The organism is Rathayibacter sp. AY1D9 (assembly GCF_002932395.1).
Taxonomy (GTDB): domain Bacteria; phylum Actinomycetota; class Actinomycetes; order Actinomycetales; family Microbacteriaceae; genus Rathayibacter.
In genome coordinates this window covers 12,773-31,820 of the sequence record NZ_PSVQ01000039.1, presented here as the reverse complement: position 1 = coordinate 31,820, position 19,048 = coordinate 12,773, and the positions used below count along the sequence as shown (strand labels likewise).

Here is a 19,048-nt window from a genome sequence, read left to right as displayed (position 1 = left end):
CGCGCCTCCTCGACGCGCTGCTGGCCGAGCGGCAGGCCGAGACGCGCGACGAGGCGGCCCGGCTCGAGGCCTCGCTGGCCGAGCTCCTGCGCGACCGGATGTGAATGCTCGCAGGAGAAACCGGGTTTCCGCACGCCGGGATCTGTGGGGGCCTTCAGGCGGAGGGCGCGCCGCAGGCTCGCCTCGCGGGGCGTCAGCGGATGCGCGACTCCGCCAGACGGGCGCAGTCGATGCAGAGCTCGGCCGTGGGCCGGGCGGCGAGGCGGGCGGCCCCGATCGGGCGGCCGCACGAGGCGCAGTTCCCGTAGCCGCCGGTGCCGAGGCGGGCGCGAGCGGCGTCGAGCTCGCGCGCCGTGCGGGCGAGAGCGTCGCGGACTCCGGCCATCCGCGACCACTCGGCCGAGAGCGGCGTGCCCTCCGGGTCGTGCTCGTCATCGGCGGTGCCGTCGGCACGGTCGCGCAGGAGCTCGGCCAGCGAGGCCTCGAGCCGGGCCGCCTCGTCGCGCGTCTCGGCCTGCCGCTCGGCCAGCAGCGCGTCGAGGAGGCGCGCCTCGTCCGGATCCATCGGCATCCGACCATGCTGCCACCCACGCGAGCGGCGGGGCATCGTTGTGCGATCCGGCGCTGACCCGGCGGCGGGCGGCGGGGCAGACTAGAGGCATGCCCGTCGTGACCGTGCTCCCCGACCGCCTCGAACTCCGCCTCACCGCGGCCGAGCGACTGCTCGCGTTCCACCGCAGCGACGTCGTCGTCGACCGGTCGAGCATCCGCTCGGCGACGGTCACCGAGGACCCCTGGATCTGGGTCCGGGGCATCCGCGCGCCGGGCACCGCGGTGCCGCTCACGCTCGCGGCCGGCACGTGGAAGTTCCACGGCGGCAAGGACTTCTTGCTGATCAAGCGCACCGCCTCGGCCGTCGTGATCGACCTGGTCGACGAGGACTACTCCCGCCTGATCGTGAGCACCAAGCACGCTCCCGAGCTGATCGCGGCCCTCCAGCTGGGGACGACGACCGCGGCGATCCCCGTGATCGAGACCGACGACCTCGTGATCGTCCCCGAGGTCGCCGAGCAGGCGGAGCGGGCCCAGGCGGCCGCCGCGGAGAAGCGCGCGAAGAAGAAGGCGAAGGCGGCGGAGGCCGCGGCCGTGGCCGCGGAGGCGGCGGGTCCGGCGACGGTGGTCGAGGGTCAGGAGGCGGCGAGCGGCGTGAGCGCGGCGGCCGCGGCTCCGGAGGCGGACGGCGCCGCGGAGGACGTCGCGGCTCCGACGGAGTCAGCAGCGGGGGCCGCTCCGAAGAGCCCGAAGGCCACGCCGAAGGGCGCTCCGAAAACGAGTGCTCGGACCGCCGCGAGCACGCCGGCCGAGTCCGGGGCTTCCGCGCCCGTGGACGTCATCGGCTCCGAGCCGATCGACTCCGCAGCTCCGGTGAAGCCCGCGGAGCCGAAGCCCGCCGAGCCGAAGCCCGCGGGATCGAAGCCCGCCGAGCCGAAGCCCGCGGGATCGAAGCCCGCCGAGCCGAAGCCCGCCGGATCCGAGTCCGCCGAGCCCGCCCCCGCGAAGCCGGGGCCGGCCGCGAAGCCCGCGCCGAAGCCCCGCACGCCGGCGAAGCCCCGCGCCGCGCGCCCCGACTCCTCCGTCGGTCACGCGTCGGCCGAGCCGAGCGGCGCCACCGAGGCTGCGGAGTAGCGCACCGCCGCACGAGCAGCCGCCCCGCAGCGCCGGCCGGGGCGCCCCCTCCTCCACGCTCGAGGCGGGCGGACGCCCTCCGGCGACGCCGTGCACTCAGGCGCGGACGTCCACCAGCGTCCGACCGTGCGAGCGGCCGGCGAGCACGTCCTCGGCCGCGTCGACCGCCCCGCCGAGCGGCACCGTCGTCGTCAGCTCGTCGAGCAGCTCCAGGTCGAGGTCGTGGGCGAGGCGGCGCCAGGCCTCCTCGCGGAGCTTGCGCGGCGCCTCCACCGAGTTGATGCCGGCCAGCGTCACTCCGCGCAGGATGAACGGCATCACGCTCACAGGCAGGTCCGGGCCCTGCGCGAGACCGCACGCCGCCACGGTGCCGCCCCACCGCGTCTGCGCGAGGGCGTTCGCGAGCGTGTGCGAGCCGGCGGAGTCCACCGCTCCCGCCCAGCGCTCGGACTGCAGCGGCTTCCCGCCCTCCTGCAGCTCGGCGCGGTCGATGACGTCGGAGGCGCCCAAGCGCTGGAGCAGAGCGCCGTGCTCGCCGAGCCGGCCGGTCGAGGCGACGACCTCGTGGCCGAGGCGCGCCAGGAGCGCGACGGCGAGCGACCCCACGCCTCCCGAGGCCCCCGTCACCAGGACGGGACCGCTGCCCGGCCGCACGCCGTGCCGCTCGAGCGCCAGCACGGCCAGCATCGCCGTGAAGCCCGCGGTGCCGATCGCTCCGGCCCGTGCCGCCGAGATGGCGCCGGGCAGCCGGAGCAGCGACGCGGAGTCGACACGCGCCCGCTCGGCGAGCCCGCCGTCGTGGCGCTCGCCGAGGCCGGCGCCGTTGAGCACCACCCGGTCGCCGGAGTCGAAGCGCTCGCCCGCCTCGCCGTCCGCGTACTCCACGGTGCCGACCAGGTCGATGCCGGCGACGAGCGGGGTGCGGCGAACGATCCCGGGCCGCCCCGCCAGCGCCAGGGCGTCCTTGTAGTTGACGCTCGAGTACTCGACGGCGATCGACACGTCGCCGTGCGAGCGGTCGGGATCGTCCCGCTCGAGGAGGCGGGCTCGGTTGGGGGTGTCGGTGTCGGAGTCGGAGTGCCGCTCGACGACGATGGCTCGGTACATGGGCCCACGCTACGCCCGCGGGCCCGCGGCCGGGCGGTCAGTTCAGGGGCCGGGTGCCCTCGGGGAGCGATCCGCCGGAGTAGAGGGCGGAGGCCGCGTCCTGGAGCGCCGTCAGGGCGACGCGCTGCGTCCACGGACCGTAGGAGACGCGGGCCAGCCCGAGCTCCTCGAAGCGGGCGGGGGACTGCGATCCGGAGACGCCGATGACGCTGACGCGCTGCCGCCCGAGGGCGGCGACGAGGGACTCCAGCTCGGCGTCCTGGAGCAGCCCGGGGACGAAGAAGCAGGTGGCGCCGGCGTCGAGGTAGGCGCGGCCGCGCTCGACGGCGTCGGCCAGGACCTCGCCGCGGTCGCGGTCGCCGGCGCGGAGGAGCACATCCGTGCGGGCGTTGAGCGCGAAGGGCACCGCCTCCTCCTCGGCCGCGGCGACGGCCTTCTCGACCGCTCGCAGCGCCTCCGGGATCGGCTTCGCCTGGTCCTCGAGGTTCGCGCCCACGACGCCGATCCCGATCGCGCGGCGGACCGTCTCGCCGGCGTCGCCGTAGCCCGCCTCGAGGTCGGCCGAGACCGGGACCTCGACGGCGGCGACGATGCGCTCGATCATGCCCAGGTGCAGCTCCAGCGGGATCCGCTCGCCGTCCTCGTAGCCGAACGCCGCCGCGATGGAGTGGCTGGCGGTCGCGAGCGCCCGGGTCTCCGGGAGCGCGGCGACCGTGGTCGCGCTGATCACGTCCCAGACGTTCACCACCTGCAGCAGCTCGGGGGCGGTGTGGAGGTCGACGAGGGTGCGCCCGCGCGCTTCGATGCTCATGGCACGAGCGTAGGGCCCGCGTGCGCGGCGCAGGCCGCCGCATCGCAGTCGGCGCAGACCACGAGCTGGGCGCGGCAGGAGAGGTCGGTGCAGTTGCGCATCCGGCTGGTCGGCGCGGCGCACGAGGTGCAGCGGCCCAGCACCTCGGCGTCGGGGGAGAAGGAGACGGAGCCGCGGCCGTCGAAGACGTACAGGGCCCCCTTCCACAGACCGCGGTCGCGCCGCGCCTCGGCGTAGCGGACGACGCCTCCGTCGAGCTGGTACACCTCGCCGAAGCCGCGCGCCGTCATCAGGCTCGACAGCACCTCGCAGCGGATGCCGCCGGTGCAGTACGTGACCACGGGCCGGCCCTTGAGGTGGTCGTAGACGCCGGCGTCGAGCTGCTCGACGAACTCGCGGGTGCTGGAGACCCCCGGCACGATCGCCCCCTCGAACCTGCCGATCTCGGCTTCGAAGGCGTTGCGGCCGTCGAAGAGCACCACGTCGTCGCGCTCGGCGACGAGGGCGTCCAGCTGGTCCGGGTCGAGCCGCGGAGCCGTCCCGACGACCCCGTCGGCGTCGACCCGCAGCTCGTCGGGCGCGCCGAACGAGACGATCTCGTCGCGCACCTTCACCGAGAGACCGGGGAAGTCGAGGCTGCGGCCGTCGTCGTCGAGGCCGGAGCCGTCGCTCCACTTCACCTCGAGTCCGTGGAATGCCGAGTGCTCACGGGTGCGGCGGACGTAGCGCTTCAGGGCGTCCATCCCGCCGCCCAGCGTGCCGTTCACCCCGTGCTCCGAGATCAGCAGGCGCCCGCGCAGGCCCAGCGACTCGCACAGCTCGCGCTGCCACAGCCGCACGGACTCGGGGTCGGCCAGCGGCACGAAGCGGTAGAACAGCAGGATCTTCGGCAGCACCGGCACATCCTACGAGGACGTCCGGACCGGGGCGCGGCGTGTGGCAGCATCGTCGGGTGCCCGACGCCTCCGCCCCCGTGCCGCACTCCCGCCTCGAGGACGTCTTCGGTCTCGTCACCGGTGCGTTCGTCGTGTCGCTCGGCCTCTACCTGCTGCGCGCGAGCCAGGCGGTCACGGGCGGCACCGCGGGTCTCGCACTGCTGCTGGGGTACCCGCTCGACATCCCGTTCGGCGTGATCCTCGTCACGGTCAACGTGCCGTTCCTCGCCCTCTCGCTGTGGAAGAAGGGCTGGCGCTTCACGCTGCGGACCATGTTCTCGATCGTGCTGGTCTCGGTCCTGGCGGGCCTGCACCCGCTGGCGTTCGGCGAGCTGCGGATCGAGCCCGTCTACGGCGTCCTCACGGGCGACGTGCTCGCGGGGATCGGCCTCCTGATCCTCTTCCGGCACGGGTCGAGCCTGGGCGGATTCAGCATCGTCGCCCTGATCGCGCAGGAGCGGCTCGGCTGGCGGGCGGGCTACGTGATGATGGCGCTCGACGCGTGCGTGGTCGCGGCCGCGCTGCTGGTGGTGCCTCCGCTGAACGTGCTGATCTCGGCGGCGGGAGTGGTGGTGCTCAACCTGGTCCTGGCGTTCAACCACCGGCCCGGGCGCTATCTCGGGTCCTGACCCCCTCCGCAAGCCCTTCGGCGCGCACCGCCGGGTTCCTAGGCTGAGGGCGCGGGCCCCCGCCCGCCCTTCCCGAACGGAGAAACCGGATGTCCGACTGGACCTACGACCCCTACGCCCGCCTCGGCGAGGTGCCGACCTTCGCGCTCGAGAGCGACGACATCGCCGACGGTGCGCCCCTGTCCGCCCGCCACTACGGCGAGGGCTCCGGCGGCGAGGACGTCTCGCCGCACCTGCGCTGGTCGGGAGCCCCCGCCGAGACGAAGAGCTTCGCCGTGACGGTGTTCGACCCCGACGCGCCCACCGGCTCCGGCTTCTGGCACTGGGCCGTCTACAACCTCCCGGCCGACACCACGGAGCTCCCGACGGGAGCCGGAGCCGCCGGCTTCGAGCTGCTCCCGGCGGGCGCGCAGACGCTGCCCAACGAGATGCGGCTGCGCCAGTTCGTCGGAGCGGCGCCGCCGGACCGCGAGCACCGCTACTTCTTCGTGGTGCACGCCCTCGATGTCGAGTCGCTCGACCTCGACCCGGAGTCGACGCCGGCGATCCTCGGCTTCAACGCGCACTTCCACACCCTAGCGCGGGCGCAGATCGTCGCCACGGCGACGCCGGACGGCGCGAAGGACTGACCGCTCCGCGGGGAGCGCGCGCTACCCGAAGAGGGTGCGCGCCTCCTCGTAGCGGGCGTCCGGCACCGTCTTGAGGGTGCCGAGCGCCTCGGCGAAGGCCACGTGGTAGATGTCGGTGCCGCGCAGGGCGACCATGCGGCCCCAGTGCTCGGCGACGACGGAGTCGATGGCGGCCATGCCCAGGCGGGTTGCGAGGACGCGGTCGAACGCGGTGGGCGTGCCTCCGCGCTGGATGTGGCCGAGCGTGGTGGCGCGGGTCTCGATGCCGGTGCGCTCCTCGATGAGCGGAGCCAGCAGCTCGCCGATGCCGCCGAGGCGGGGCCGGCCGAAGGCGTCGAGGCCGCGCTCGGAGTGGGCGTCGTCCATCGTGTCGAGCGAGAAGCCCTCGGCGACCACGACGAGCGGTGCGCGCCCGCGGTCCTGCGCGCTCTGCACCCACTCGACGATCTGGTCGAGGGAGGTGCGCTTCTCCGGGATGAGGATGACGTGGGCGCCCGCGGCCATGCCGGAGTGCAGGGCGATCCAGCCGACGTGGCGGCCCATGACCTCGGCGACCATGCAGCGGCCGTGCGAGTCGCCGGTGGTGCGGAGGCGGTCCATCGCGTCGGTCGCGATGCCGACGGCCGTGTCGAAGCCGAAGGTGTAGTCGGTGGCGCCGAGGTCGTTGTCGATGGTCTTCGGGACGCCGACGATCTTGAGGCCCGCGTCCGTGAGGCGCTTGGCCGCGGCCAGGGTGCCCTCGCCGCCGATCGCGATGATCGAGTCGATGCCGTTGCGGTCCATCATCTCGGCGATCTTCTCGGGGCCGCCGTTCTCGCCCTCGAAGGGGTTCGTCCGGCTGGTGCCGATGATCGTGCCGCCCTGCTTGGCGATGCCCTGGATCTCGGGGCGGCCCAGGGGCAGGAGGTCGCCGTCGACCACTCCGCGCCAGCCGTTCCGGAAGCCCACGAACTCCTGGTCGTAGACCTTGATGCCCTTGTAGACGGCACCGCGGATGACGGCGTTGAGGCCGGGGCAGTCGCCACCGGAGGTCAGGATCCCGATCTTCACCCGCTCAGGTTAGAGGACCCGGTGAACGGATGTGCACGCGGACGACGACGGGCCCCTCCTCGCCGCCTCGAGGAAGGGCCCGTCGTCGTGCTCTGTGCTGGTGGGACTAGGTCGTGACGAGCTCGCCGTTGACGCCGCGGGGGAAGAATCCGCCGGTGCGCGTGCCGGCCGCGGGGTTCAGGTACACGATGTTGAGGACCTGGCCCGGGGTGCGGCTGAACGCGATGGAGCTGCCGTCGGTCGGGACGATGTTCGCCTGGCCGTTGACCTTGACGCCCTGGTCGAGGTCGGTCTTGCCGTCGAGGCTGTCGCGCGCGTCGGAGAGCTTGTTCGCCGAGTCGGACAGGTCGGCGGCGTAGATCGCCGAGCGGATCGCGCCCGCGTGGTACGCCTCCACCGCGAGGATGCCGGCGGCCGCGTCGAGGTAGGTCTTCGACTGGATGAGCGGGGCGGCGCCCTTGTAGGCGGTCACTCCCACGTCCTCGAAGACGAAGGCGCCGAGCAGGAAGTTCGACTCGCTCGCGAACGGGTCGAACGACTGACCGGCCTTGATCAGCCCCGCCGCAACGGCGGCGGAGTTGAAGCTGTCCTTCAGGTTGATCGCCGGGCGGGCCACCTTCGCGGTGCCCAGCGCGGCCCGCAGGAACTGCACGTGGGCCTTCTCGTCGTTCGCGACCTCGGTGGCGAAGCTCTTCAGCCACGGGGTCTTGAAGTCGACGGGGCGGCCGCCGATGACGCCGCCGGGCGTGCCCTTGCCGGTCACGTCCGAGCCGCCGAGGCCGGTGCCGTAGACGGCGCGGAGGTAGAACTCGGCCTCGAGGTACTCGAGGTTGAGGGCGAAGTTGAGGATCGAGGCGTCGCTGGGGCCGCTGGCAGCGACCTCCTCGGCGGAGGCGGTGGGCGCGGCGAGGGCCGCGGCTCCGATGCCGAGGCCGGCGACGCCGGTGGCCTCGAAGAAGCGGCGACGGTCGAGAGCGGTCTCAGAGCTCTTGACGATCGCGTTGCGGATGAAGGTCGTGTCGAACATGTGCGCATCTCCAGTGATAGGCGGGTGCCGGGCGGCTGGAGCGCCGCCGCGACAGCGCGAAGCTACGCCCGGGATCGACCTGCTGACCAGTGGAAACGGGCGATCGGATCCGCGCATGTGTTCACGCCGTCTGAACCAATCCGCCGGGCGTGTCGCTCCGAACACGTCGTGGATGGGGGTTCTGTGGAGGAGCGTCCGATCCGGTGTCGGAGCCGCCGGTTACCATCACTGCGTGTCGATCCCCGCCCCTGCTCCGGAGCCCGCCTGGGCGACGGTCTACGCGCCGGCGGAGCCGGTGAGCCTCGCGCTCACCCTCCGCACGCTGCTGCGGGGCTCGGGCGACCCGACCATGCTCCTCGACGCGTCCGGCTTCTGGCGGGCGTTCCGCACGCCGCTCGGCCCGGGCACCCTGCATCTGCGGCAGGCGGTGGACGGCGCGGTCCACGCGCGCGCCTGGGGCGGGGGAGCGGAGTGGCTGATCGACGCGGTCCCCGAGCTCCTCGGCCACGGCGACGACTGGAGCGGGCTCGACCTGTCGGCCCACGCGCCGCTCGCCGAGGTGCTCCGCCGCTCGTCGGGCCTGCGCCTCACGCGCGCGAACCTGGTGTTCGAGATGCTCGCGCCGTCGGTCCTCGAGCAGAAGGTCACGAGCACGGAGGCGTGGCGCGCCTACCGGGTGCTGGTGCGCCTCCACGGGGAGCCCGCCCCGGGGCCGGTCGCTCTGCACGTGGCTCCGAGCGCGCAGCAGTGGCGGCGCGTGCCCTCGTGGGACTGGCACCGCGCGGGAGTGGATCCGCGGCGCTCGCGGACCGTCCTCACCGCCGCGCTTGTCGCCTCCGGCCTCGAGCGGACCCTCGCGCTCGGGCGGGGCGGCGACGAGGTCGCCCGCCGGCTGCAGTCGGTGCCGGGGATCGGGCCGTGGACGGCGTCCGAGGTGATGATGCGCGCCCACGGAGATCCGGACGCGGTCAGCGTGGGCGACTACCACCTGGCCGCGGCCGTCGGCTTCGCGCTCACGGGCCGGCTCGGGGTCGACGACGACGGCATGCTCGAGCTCCTCGAGCCGTGGCGCGGGCACCGGCAGCGGATCATCCGGCTGATCGGCTGCAGCGGAGCGAGGAAGCCGCGGCACGGCCCGCGGATGACCATCCAGGACCACCGCCGGCACTGATCCGCTCCTCCACAGGGGCGGCTCGCGGGCGAGTCGGCGCGACCACCGCGTCACGCCGCGTCCGGGCGGCGGGTCGGGCTTAGCCTCGGAGGATGCAGCAGTCGACGACCCCAGGTGTGCCCGGCAGCGACCCGGAGCGCGAGCCCGACGACGCGGCCGTGCGGAGCGGGGTCGACGCGACGATCGGTGGTCGGACGCCGGAGGGCGGCACGGGGTCGGACGACGAGGTCGAGGCAGGTGAGGCGCGCGACTCCGTGAGCGGGGCCGAGGTCGTGCCGGCGCCGGAGTCCGCGTCCGAGGACGTGGCCGAGCCTCAGGACGCGCAGGAGTCCGACGCTGAGGACGAGCCCGTGCGCGAGTCCGAGATCCAGGACGAGGACGAGGTCGTGCGCGACGCTCAGGACGAGGCCGTGAGCGAGCCCGATGCCGAGGACGAGGTCGTGCGCGACGCTGAGGACGAGGTCCTGCGCGGGCCCGACGCCGCGTCGGAGTCGGAGCACGCCGCGCCCGCCGCCGCCGAGCCCGAGGTCGACGACCGCCCGATGATCGAGCGCGTCGAGTCCCTGGTCCGCCGCTGGATCGCGCGCAGCGGCGAGTTCCCGGTCGAGCCCGCCGCCCAGCGGCTCGCGGGCGTGCTCCAGGACCCGAACGGACTCGACTTCACCGTCGGGTTCGTCGACGGCGTCGCCCGGCCCGAGGACCTCTCGGTCGCGGCCGAGAACCTCGCGGCGCTCACCGCGAAGACGCCCGCCTTCCTCCCCTCCTACCTGCGCGCCGCGATCAGCACCGGCGGCGCCGTCGGCCCCGTGCTGCCCTGGGTGGTCGTGCCCGCGGCCCGCCGGGTCCTCCGCCGCCTCGTCGGGCACCTCGTGGTCGACGCCTCGGAGGCCCGTCTCGGCGCGGCCGTCGCCGCGCTGCGCGAGGGCGGCGACCGGCTCAACCTCAACCTCCTCGGCGAGGCCGTGCTCGGCGAGCGCGAGGCCCGCCGCCGCCTCGAGGGGACCCTCCGCCTGCTCGAGCGGCCGGACGTCGACTACGTCAGCGTCAAGGTCTCGAGCGTCGTCAGCCAGCTGTCGATGTGGGCCTTCGAGGAGGAGGTCGACCGCGTCGTGGAGCGTCTCACCCCGCTCTACCAGGCCGCCGCGTCCGGAGCCGACCCCACCTTCATCAACCTCGACATGGAGGAGTACCGCGACCTCGACCTGACGGTCGCCGTGTTCCGGCGCCTCCTCGAGCAGCCGGGCATGCTCGACCTCGAGGCGGGCATCGTCCTGCAGGCCTACCTGCCCGACTCCGTCCGCGTGCTCGACGAGCTGACCGAGTGGGCGCAGGAGCGCCGGGCCCGCGGCGGAGCCCCGATCAAGGTGCGCGTCGTGAAGGGCGCGAACCTCGCGATGGAGCGGGTCGACGCGGCCCTGCACGACTGGCCGCTCGCGACGGTCGGCAGCAAGGTGGAGGCCGACACGAACTACAAGCGCCTGCTCGACCGGGCACTGCGGCCGGAGCGCGTCGACGCGGTGCGCGTGGGCGTCGCCGGGCACAACCTCTTCGACCTCGCCTGGGCGTGGCTCACGGCGACCGAGCGCGGGGTGACCGGCGCGGTCGAGATCGAGATGCTGCTCGGGATGGCGACCGGGCAGGCGCGCGCCGTCCGCGAGGACGTGGGACGCCTCCTCCTCTACACGCCCGTCGTGCACCCGCACGAGTTCGACGTGGCCATCTCGTACCTCATCCGCCGGCTCGAGGAGAACAGCAGCCCCGAGAACTTCCTCTCGGCCGCGTTCCGCCTCGACGACGAGGAGGTGCTGCAGCGGGAGCTCGGCCGCTTCCGCGCGTCGCTCGAGGCCCTCGACGACTCCGTCCCGCCGCCGAACCGCACGCAGGACCGCCTGCGGGAGTGGTCCTCCGGCTCCGGCCGCCGCCTCGTGCAGGAGCACGCCCGCGCCGGCGAGCGGGCGCAGGACCCGGCCGCCGCGGGCCTGACGCAGGCCGTCCTCGGCCTCAGCCGCGGCTCCGGTGCCGCCGCCGCGACCGCGGGCTTACACAACGAGCCCGACACCGACCCCGCCCTCCCCGGCAACCGCCGCTGGGCGCGCCTGATCACCGAGCGCATCGCCGGCTCGACCATCGGAGCGGGCACGGCCGACGCCGCGCGCGTGAGCACCGAGGCGGAGCTCCAGGAGGTGCTGCGCACGGTGTCCCGCCGCGCGGAGCGCTGGGGCGAGCGCCTGGGCTACGACCGAGCGGCCGTGCTCGACCGCGCCGGCCTCGTCCTCGCCGCGAACCGCGACCGCCTGATCGAGGTGATGGCCTCCGAGACCGGCAAGACGATCGCCGAGGCCGACCCCGAGGTCTCCGAGGCCATCGACTTCGCCCACTACTACGCCACCCGCGCCCGCGAGCTCGACGCCGTCACCGGGGCCACCTTCGTCCCCGCGCGGGTCACCGTCGTCGCTCCGCCGTGGAACTTCCCGGTCGCCATCCCGGCCGGATCGATCCTCGCGGCGCTCGCCGCCGGCTCCGGAGTCGTGGTGAAGCCGGCGCCCCAGGCCCGCCGCTCGGCGGCTGTGCTCGTCGAGGCGCTCTGGGACGCGGGCGTCCCGCAGGAGCTCCTCGCCCTGGTCGACCTCGACGAGGAGGAGCTGGGACGGGCGCTGATCACCGACCCCCTCGTGGACCGCGTGCTGCTCACCGGCTCCTACGAGACCGCCCGCCTCTTCCGCTCCTGGCGGCCCGGCCTCGCACTGCAGGCCGAGACCAGCGGCAAGAACGCGATCATCGTCACTCCCCACGCCGACTACGACCTCGCCGTCGCCGACATCGTCCGCAGCGCCTTCGGGCACGCCGGCCAGAAGTGCTCCGCCGCCTCCCTGGTGATCCTGGTCGGCTCGGTCGCCCGCTCCAAGCGCTTCCGCGCCCAGCTGGTCGACGCCGTCACGTCGCTCCGCGTCGGACGGCCCGACGACCCGTCGGCGGTGATGGGGCCGCTCATCGAGGAGCCCACCGGCAAGCTCCTGCACGCGCTCACCACGCTGGGCGGAGGCGAGTCGTGGCTCGTCGAGCCGCAGCGCCTCGACGAGAGCGGCACGCTCTGGTCCCCCGGGATCCGCGAGGGCGTCACCGAGGACAGCTACGTCCACCTCACCGAGTTCTTCGGCCCGGTGCTCGGGATCATGCACGCGGCGACCCTCGAGGACGCCGTCCGGATGCAGAACGGCACCGAGTACGGGCTCACGGCCGGGCTCCACTCCCTGCACGCCGACGAGCTCGCCCTCTGGATCGACTCGGTCGAGGCGGGCAACCTCTACGTCAACCGGGGCATCACCGGAGCGATCGTCCGGCGCCAGCCCTTCGGCGGATGGAAGCGCTCGTCCGTCGGCGGCGGCGCGAAGGCGGGCGGACCCAACCACCTCATCGGCCTCGGCTCCTGGAAGCCCTCGCCCGCGCGCTCCTCCTCGACGCTGCACCTGCGCGGCCTCGACGACCGCGCGCGCCAGTTCATCGAGGCGGCCCAGTCCTCGCTCCGGTTCGAGCAGTTCGACCTGCTCCGCCGCTCCGCACTCTCCGACCAGCTCGCCTGGGCGACCGAGTTCGGCGTCGTCACCGACATCTCGAAGGTCGGCGTCGAGCGCAACCTGTTCCGCTACCTCCGCGTGCCGATCGCGCTGCGCCTGGCCGACGGCGGCGACCTCGGAGAGCTCCTCCGCGTCATCGCCGCCGGCCTGCTGACCCGCTCCCGGATGGACATCTCCACGTCCCTCCCGCTCCCACCGCGGGTTCAGGAGATGCTCGGCGGCGACGAGCTCGCCGAGATGGCGGGCCTCGTCCCGCGCATCGTCGTCGAGACCGACGCCCAGTGGCTCGAGCGCGCCGCGGCCGGCCGCATCACGGCCCCGCGCATCCGCATCATCGGCGACATCGTCTCCGACCGCGTCGACGGCTACGCGGGCCCGCAGGCCCCCGGCAGCCCGACGCACGGACAGCAGGCCGTCGTCCGCCGATCGTCCGACTCGACCGGCTCCTTCACCGACGTCGTCGCCGGCATGACCCGCGGCAGCACAGGCAAGCCGGTCCCGCTCACCCGCGCCGACGGATCCCGCGTCCCCCTCGCGACCGCCCTCGCCGAAGCCCTCGGCGGCGCCCTCGACACCGCCGTCTACGCCGACCCGGTCACCCCCGCCGGCCGCGTCGAACTGCTGCCCTTCCTCCGCGAGCAGGCGATCTCGATCACGAACCACCGCTTCGGCAACCCGATCGATCTGAGCGACGACGTGCTGTAGTCGATTCCACGCCCGTCCCTGACGGGCGTGGCGCGGTCGGCTTCTCGACGGGGTGCGTTCTGAGGAGCGGGGGGCGTTCGGCTACAGCGATCCGCTGGTACGCGGATCGCTGGTTCGCCTCGGTGGCGGTGCTCGCGGGGATGGTGTGGATCGAGTGTGGCGCGGTCGGCTTCTCGACGGGGTGCGTTCTGAGGAGCGGGGGCGTTCGGCTACAACGATCCGCTCGCACGCGGATCGCTGGTTCGCCTCGGGGGCGGTGCTCGCGGGGATGGTGTGGATTCTGTGTGGCGCGGTCGGCTTCTCGACGGGGTGCGTTCTGCAGGGCGGGGTGCGTACGGCTGCAGCGATCCGCTGGTACGCGGATCGCTGGTTCGCCTCGGGGGCGGTGCTCGCGGGGATGGTGAGATCAGGCTGGCGCGGGTCGGCCTCCCGACGGAGCCCCGGGACGCGGCTCGACGAGGCGCGGGGGGACTTACTTGTCGCGGCAAGTAGTGGGTAGGGTGGGGGGATGAGTGCGCCCGAGACACGTTGGCTGACGCCCGATCAGCTCGACGCCTGGCTGCGCTTCATCGCGGTCGTGGAACTGCTGCCGGGCGCCCTCGACACGCAGCTGCAGCGCGACGCGGGACTCACGCACTTCGAGTACCTGACGCTGGCGATGCTGTCCGAGGCGCCCGACCGCGCCCTCCGGATGACCACGCTCGCCGCCCGCACCAACGCGACCCTGCCCCGCCTCTCGCACGTGGTGACCCGCCTCGTCGCCCGCGGCTACCTCGAGCGCCGCCCCTGCGCCTCCGACGGCCGCGCCACGAACGCGGTGCTCACCGACGCCGGCCTCCAGAAGATCGTCGACACGGCGCCCGGTCACGTCGCGACCGTGCTGGCCGACGTCGTCGATCCGCTCGACGCCGAGCAGATCCCGCAGCTGGCCGACATCATGTCGCGCATGCTCGCCCGGCTCGACCCCGAGGGCAGGATGACGGTCGACGCCGTGCGCTCCTCGCTCGGAGACCCCGACACCCGCTCCTGCTGAGCGCACCGACCCCTCGCTCCCGGGGCGGACCGGCCTCGGCCGCGGCCGAATTCATGTACAGGGACTCCCGGACGTGCCCGTCAGGGTCCTCGAGGCCGCGCGCCCACAGGGAGCCGAGGTCCTGCACCGCGACCGGCTCGGCGCCGCCGGAGGCCAGCCCGTTCCCGACCTCCTCCCGACTGCCGACGCTCACCGCGAAGAGGCCCTGCACCTGGGAGCGCGCGTCGATGATCTCCTTCGACCTGGAGGTCGAGAAGGAGGGGTGCGGGTGGAGCATCGCGGACACGTGCTCGGAGGCGACGGAGCAGGCGGCGTCGTCGCTGAACAGGGGATCCAGGGTCCGGCCGAGCGCCGTGGAGAACGCCCTCGAGCGCTCCGGATCCGTGAACGGGAGGTCGACGAGGATCGAGTCGACGGCCCTCCGCGTCAGTCCGGCGATCGGCCGCGCGACACGCGGGAGTCCGTGCCATCATCGCCTCGTGCAGTTCACCACGACGCTCTTCCAGATCGGCAACAACACCGGCATCGAGGTGCCGCCCGAGGTCCTCGAGGCACTCGGCGGCGGCAAGCGTCCCGCCGTCGCGGTGACGGTGAACGGCTACCGCTTCACCAGCACGGTCGGAGCAATGGGCGGACGCGCGCTCATCCCGTTCTCGGCCGAGAAGCGCCGCGAGACGCAGCTCGCCGGCGGTGACGCGATCGACGTCGTGATCGAGCTCGACACCGCGCCGCGCGAGGTCGCCGTGCCGGAGGACCTGGCGTCCGCGCTGGCCTCGGCGGGCGCTGCGGAGCGCTTCGCCGCGCTCTCGCCGAGCGCGCGGAAGGCCCACGTCACGTCGGTCGAGGGCGCGAAGGCCGCCGAGACGAGGGCGCGCCGCGTCGCCTCGATCGTCGCGGCGCTCGTCGGCTGACGGGCGCGCCACGGTCCGTGACGCGACCTCCCCGCCGGATAGGCTGCCTCCGGCGCCCCACGGCGGAGCGCCCTGGAAGCGGAGTCGGGGGACTTGATGGGTGCGGTTCGGCGTTGGGTATTCCCGATCGTGTGGATGGTCATCATCGGAGCGGCGAGCATCGCCCTGGTGAAGATCGCGTTCTTCCCGGACGGCGCGGCCGAGGCCGATCCGACGCAGCCGACCGGTGAGATCACCGAGCCGACCGTCACGGTCGCCCGCGGCACGGTCACCAACGACCTCACCCTCCAGGGCACCGTCGCCGCCGACCCCGCCGTGCCGCTGAAGGCGACGGCGGCCGGAACGGTCGACGACGTCTACGTGCAGCAGGGCGCGGCCGTCGCGTCGGGCGATCTCATCTACGACATCCGCGTCGAGACTCCGCGCGACCCGGTCGAGACGACCGGCCCGGACGGCGCCGTCACCCTCACCCAGCAGGAGCCCTCCGTGCGCTTCGAGCGGGTCTACGCCGCGACCGGCGGCACCCTCAGCGCCCTCGGCGTCATCCACGACCAGGCCGTCACGGTCGGCGAGGTGACCGGACAGGTCGCGCCGCCGAGCTACGCCGTCACCGGCACGATCGACGCGCAGCAGCTCTACCGCATCCAGAACCGGCCGACGGAGGCGCAGGTCGCGATCACCGGCGGGCCCGCGGGCTTCACCTGCACCGACCTCACCATCAGCACCCCTCTCGCCGGAGCCGGCGAGGGCGGCACGACCGGCGGCGCGACGGACGGCGGCGGCGGGACCTCCACCGGCGGCTCCGGCACGAGCTTCACCTGCCAGGTGCCGACGGAGGTCACCGTGTTCCCCGGGCTCGCCGCCTCGGTGACGCTCGCGGGAGGCAAGGCGGAGGACGTCCTCGTCGTGCCGACCACCGCGGTCGAGGGCACCGCCCAGTCCGGCGTCGTGTTCCGCCGGGCGGACGACGGCAGCACCGAGGAGGTCCCGGTGACGCTGGGACTCACCGACGGCAGCTCCGTCGAGATCACCGGCGGAGTGGAGGAGGGCGCCGAGCTCCTGCAGTTCGTGCCGGGCGCGGAGGAGGCTGCTCCCGACGTCCAGCTGGGCGGCGACTGCATCGCGCAGCCCGACGGCTCGGTCTTCTGCTCGTGACGATCCTCCGGCTCGAGGGGATCCGCAAGGTCGTCCCGCTGCCCGACGCACCGCCGCTGACGATCCTCGACGGCGTCGATCTCGAGGTGGGCGAGGGCGACCACGTCTCGGTCGTGGGGCGCAGCGGCTCCGGCAAGTCGACGCTGCTCAACATCCTCGGACTCATCGACGAGCCCACCGAGGGGCGGATGCTGCTCGAGGGCGCTCCCACCGAGACCCTGTCCTCGCGGGCCCGCGCGCGCATCCGCGGCGGCAGCATCGGCTTCATCTTCCAGCAGTTCAACCTGCTGGAGGGGCGGACCGCCCGCGAGAACGTGATGACGCCCCTGCTCTACGCGACCGGATCGGAGTTCTGGCGCCGCCGCGACCTCGCGGCCGAGATGCTGGAGCGGGTCGGCCTCGGGCACCGCGTGGACTCGATGCCCGGGCGCATGTCCGGCGGCGAGCAGCAGCGGATCGCGATCGCCCGCGCCCTGGTGCGCCGACCGCGGCTGATCCTCGCCGACGAGCCGACGGGCGCCCTCGACACCGACACCGGCGAGAGCGTGATGGGCCTGCTCGACGAGATCGCCCGCGAGTCCGGCTCCGCGCTGGTCACCATCACCCACGACCCGGCCATTGCGGCGCGGGCCGAGCGCCACTACCGGCTCGACCACGGCCGCCTGGGCTCGACCGCGGATGCGGGCCCCGTCGCCGAGGGGGTGGTCCTCTGATGCGCGCGCTCGTCGGGATCGCCGGCGCGATCGTCGAGGCGTGGACCGAGCTGCGGATCCACCGCGGCCGCGTGCTGCTCTCGCTGATCGGAGTCGCGGTGGCCGTCGCCGCCCTGACCGCGGTCGTCGCCGCCGGTGGCATCGCCCGCCAGGCCAGCATCGAGCAGGCCGAGCGCTCCAGCGGGCGCCCGGCGAGCCTCTTCCTCTCCGCCTACCCCTCCGGTACCGGCACCTCCGGGGTGGATGCCGACGCACTCCAGGCCGCGTGGACCGGTGCGCTCGAGCGCTACTCCATCACCTACGCGAGCCGCTCGACCTACGGCAGCGCGCGCGTCCAGTTCGCCGACGGCGCCGTCGACGTCGCGGTGCAGGCGGTCGACCAGCCCTTCGCCGAGATGCACCGGCTGAAGATCGTGGACGGCTCCTGGTTCACCGCCCGCGACTCCCAGCGCCTCGCTCCCGCCCTCGTCGTCAACGAGCGCTTCTGGGAGCGGATCGGGAGCCCGGATCTGCGCACCCACCCGGTGGTCACCCTGCTCGGCTCCGAGCGCGACGTCACGGGCGTGGTGGTCGGCGTGACTCCCTCCTCGCAGTTCGAGACGGATCCGTCGATGATGATGCTCGCGGACGCCTACCCGGCGGTCGCCCGCGACGCCGACCCGCAGTACGGCGGGCAGGGCGTGCCGAACTACGAGATGTGGGTGCCGCTCGACCTGGCCGAGCCCCTCGCCGCGGCGGTGGAGCGCGACGTGGCCGGCGCCCTGGGATCCGACTTCGAGGTGTCGGTCGACCGGCAGGACTACCTGGTCTACGACTCCGACCCCTTCGGCGTGCTGACCTGGGTGATCGGCGGCGTGGCGGGCCTGGTGCTGGCGCTCGGCGCGCTCGGACTGCTCAACATCGCCCTGGTCACCGTCCGGCAGCGGATCCGCGAGATCGGCATCCGGCGCAGCTTCGGCGCCTCCTCCGGCCGCATTTTCTTCTCGATCATGATGGAGAGCGTCGTGGCGACCGTCGTCGCCGGAGTGGTCGGCGTGACGGTCGCGGTCATCCTCGTCACCAACCCGTGGACGGTGGCCTTCGTGCAGGACAACGGGATCGCCGACATCCCGCCTTTCCCGGCCGAGGCGGCGCTGCTCGGGCTCGGGGCGGCGACCCTCGTCGGCGCGCTCGCGGGCCTGGTGCCGGCGATCGTCGCCGTGCGGGTGAAGGTGATCGACGCGATCCGCTACTGAGGCCCGCCGAGGGTGACGACGAGCTCGTCGCCCTCGAGCGCGGCGCGCGCGTCGGAGTAGTGCGCGATCCGGGGCAGCCCCCGGGTGCTCGCACTCTCGTGGCTCCCGACGACGATCACGCGCATGCCCGCGTCCAGACCCGCCCGGATGCCGGCCTCGGCGTCCTCGAACACCAGCGCTTCCTCGGGGGAGACGCCGAGCAGGGCCGCGGCGGCGAGGTAGCCGTCGGGAGCGGGCTTGCCGTTCGCGACGTCGTGCGCGGTGACGACGGTGTCGGGGGAGGGGACGCCCGCCGCAGCCAGACGTGCGGCCGCCAGCGCCGGGCTCGCGGACGTGACCAGGGCGACGCGCTCGCGGGGGAGTGAGGCGAGGAACGCCGTCGCGCCGGGGATCTCGACGGTGCCCTCGGTGTGCTCGAGCTCGTACGCGTCGAGCTCCGCGACGATCGCGTCGACGTCGCTGCCGGCCGGAGCGAAGCGGCGGACGCTGTCGGCGGCGCGGACACCGTGAACGGCGCCGAGCACCGCGTCGTGGTCGAGAGCGAAGCGCTCGGCGAAGGCGCCCCAGATGGTCTCCACGACGGCCGTCGAGTCGACGAGCGTCCCGTCCATGTCGAAGAGGGCGGCGCGGGCTCGGAGGAGGTGGGGCATGCGTCCATCCTGGCGGTCGGCGGCCT

At 73.8% G+C, this 19,048-nt stretch carries 17 protein-coding genes; 10 read left to right on the top strand and 7 right to left on the bottom strand.

The genetic code is table 11. The features are described from left to right. Positions 1–193 precede the first annotated feature (193 nt). Entirely contained in the window at positions 194–571 is a 378-nt protein-coding gene (locus tag C5C50_RS14080; protein WP_258063213.1) for a TraR/DksA family transcriptional regulator, read from the bottom strand. Positions 572–660: 89 nt separating this feature from the next. On the opposite strand from C5C50_RS14080, the gene C5C50_RS17385 reads away from it, so the two are divergent. Further along, positions 661–1,686, top strand: a complete 1,026-nt coding sequence (locus tag C5C50_RS17385; protein WP_258067770.1) for a hypothetical protein — start codon at positions 661–663, stop codon at positions 1,684–1,686. 96 nt (positions 1,687–1,782) lie between these two features. On the opposite strand, the gene C5C50_RS14070 is transcribed toward C5C50_RS17385, so the two are convergent. Genes C5C50_RS14070 through C5C50_RS14060 form a run of 3 tightly spaced genes read right to left on the bottom strand, consistent with a single transcriptional unit; the run spans position 1,783 to position 4,500 of the window. Further along, the gene (locus tag C5C50_RS14070) at positions 1,783–2,793 is read right to left on the bottom strand and encodes an MDR family oxidoreductase (RefSeq protein WP_104249899.1); all 1,011 of its coding nucleotides are present in this window, start codon (positions 2,791–2,793) and stop codon (positions 1,783–1,785) included. Between the two features lie 37 nt (positions 2,794–2,830). Beyond that, a complete protein-coding gene (locus tag C5C50_RS14065) occupies positions 2,831–3,604 on the bottom strand; it encodes an isocitrate lyase/phosphoenolpyruvate mutase family protein (RefSeq protein ID WP_104273719.1) in 774 nt (257 codons plus the stop codon). Then, complete coding sequence (locus tag C5C50_RS14060; RefSeq protein WP_104222869.1) at positions 3,601–4,500, bottom strand: rhodanese-related sulfurtransferase; 900 nt, start codon at positions 4,498–4,500, stop codon at positions 3,601–3,603. Before C5C50_RS14060 ends, C5C50_RS14065 begins: the two co-directional genes overlap by 4 nt. Positions 4,501–4,556: 56 nt before the next feature. Between C5C50_RS14060 and C5C50_RS14055 the strand changes: the two genes are divergently transcribed. Beyond that, positions 4,557–5,168 carry a YitT family protein gene (locus C5C50_RS14055; RefSeq protein WP_244230588.1) on the top strand — a complete coding sequence of 204 codons (612 nt, stop codon included), beginning with the start codon at positions 4,557–4,559 and terminating at the stop codon, positions 5,166–5,168. 89 nt (positions 5,169–5,257) lie between these two features. Continuing rightward, positions 5,258–5,797, top strand: coding sequence for a YbhB/YbcL family Raf kinase inhibitor-like protein (locus C5C50_RS14050; protein WP_104249897.1), 540 nt, complete (start codon positions 5,258–5,260; stop codon positions 5,795–5,797). A gap of 21 nt (positions 5,798–5,818) precedes the next feature. Here the strand turns inward: C5C50_RS14050 and C5C50_RS14045 are convergent, their stop codons facing one another. After that, complete coding sequence (locus tag C5C50_RS14045) at positions 5,819–6,847, bottom strand: 6-phosphofructokinase (protein ID WP_104246916.1); 1,029 nt, start codon at positions 6,845–6,847, stop codon at positions 5,819–5,821. 106 nt (positions 6,848–6,953) lie between these two features. After that, complete coding sequence (locus tag C5C50_RS14040; protein ID WP_104222865.1) at positions 6,954–7,874, bottom strand: ferritin-like domain-containing protein; 921 nt, start codon at positions 7,872–7,874, stop codon at positions 6,954–6,956. Between the two features lie 232 nt (positions 7,875–8,106). On the opposite strand from C5C50_RS14040, the gene C5C50_RS14035 reads away from it, so the two are divergent. From C5C50_RS14035 to C5C50_RS14000, 7 genes are all read left to right on the top strand, one after another. After that, complete coding sequence (locus C5C50_RS14035) at positions 8,107–9,045, top strand: DNA-3-methyladenine glycosylase (RefSeq protein WP_258064157.1); 939 nt, start codon at positions 8,107–8,109, stop codon at positions 9,043–9,045. Between the two features lie 542 nt (positions 9,046–9,587). After that, positions 9,588–13,325 (top strand): proline dehydrogenase family protein, encoded by a 3,738-nt coding sequence (locus tag C5C50_RS14030; protein ID WP_104273720.1) that lies wholly within the window; start codon positions 9,588–9,590, stop codon positions 13,323–13,325. 508 nt (positions 13,326–13,833) lie between these two features. Next, complete coding sequence (locus C5C50_RS14025) at positions 13,834–14,358, top strand: MarR family winged helix-turn-helix transcriptional regulator (RefSeq protein WP_104273718.1); 525 nt, start codon at positions 13,834–13,836, stop codon at positions 14,356–14,358. A 479-nt stretch (positions 14,359–14,837) separates the two neighbouring features. Continuing rightward, positions 14,838–15,269, top strand: a complete 432-nt coding sequence (locus tag C5C50_RS14015; RefSeq protein WP_104233100.1) for a YdeI/OmpD-associated family protein — start codon at positions 14,838–14,840, stop codon at positions 15,267–15,269. 135 nt (positions 15,270–15,404) lie between these two features. Then, a complete protein-coding gene (locus C5C50_RS14010; RefSeq protein WP_104222862.1) occupies positions 15,405–16,424 on the top strand; it encodes an efflux RND transporter periplasmic adaptor subunit in 1,020 nt (339 codons plus the stop codon). Continuing rightward, complete coding sequence (locus C5C50_RS14005; protein WP_104233102.1) at positions 16,421–17,137, top strand: ABC transporter ATP-binding protein; 717 nt, start codon at positions 16,421–16,423, stop codon at positions 17,135–17,137. The genes C5C50_RS14010 and C5C50_RS14005 overlap by 4 nt, the downstream gene beginning before the upstream one ends. Next, entirely contained in the window at positions 17,137–18,372 is a 1,236-nt protein-coding gene (locus C5C50_RS14000) for an ABC transporter permease (protein ID WP_104273717.1), read from the top strand. Before C5C50_RS14005 ends, C5C50_RS14000 begins: the two co-directional genes overlap by 1 nt. Here the strand turns inward: C5C50_RS14000 and C5C50_RS13995 are convergent. Continuing rightward, positions 18,366–19,022, bottom strand: coding sequence for an HAD-IA family hydrolase (locus tag C5C50_RS13995; protein ID WP_104233104.1), 657 nt, complete (start codon positions 19,020–19,022; stop codon positions 18,366–18,368). The genes C5C50_RS14000 and C5C50_RS13995 overlap by 7 nt on opposite strands. Positions 19,023–19,048: the final 26 nt, after the last annotated feature.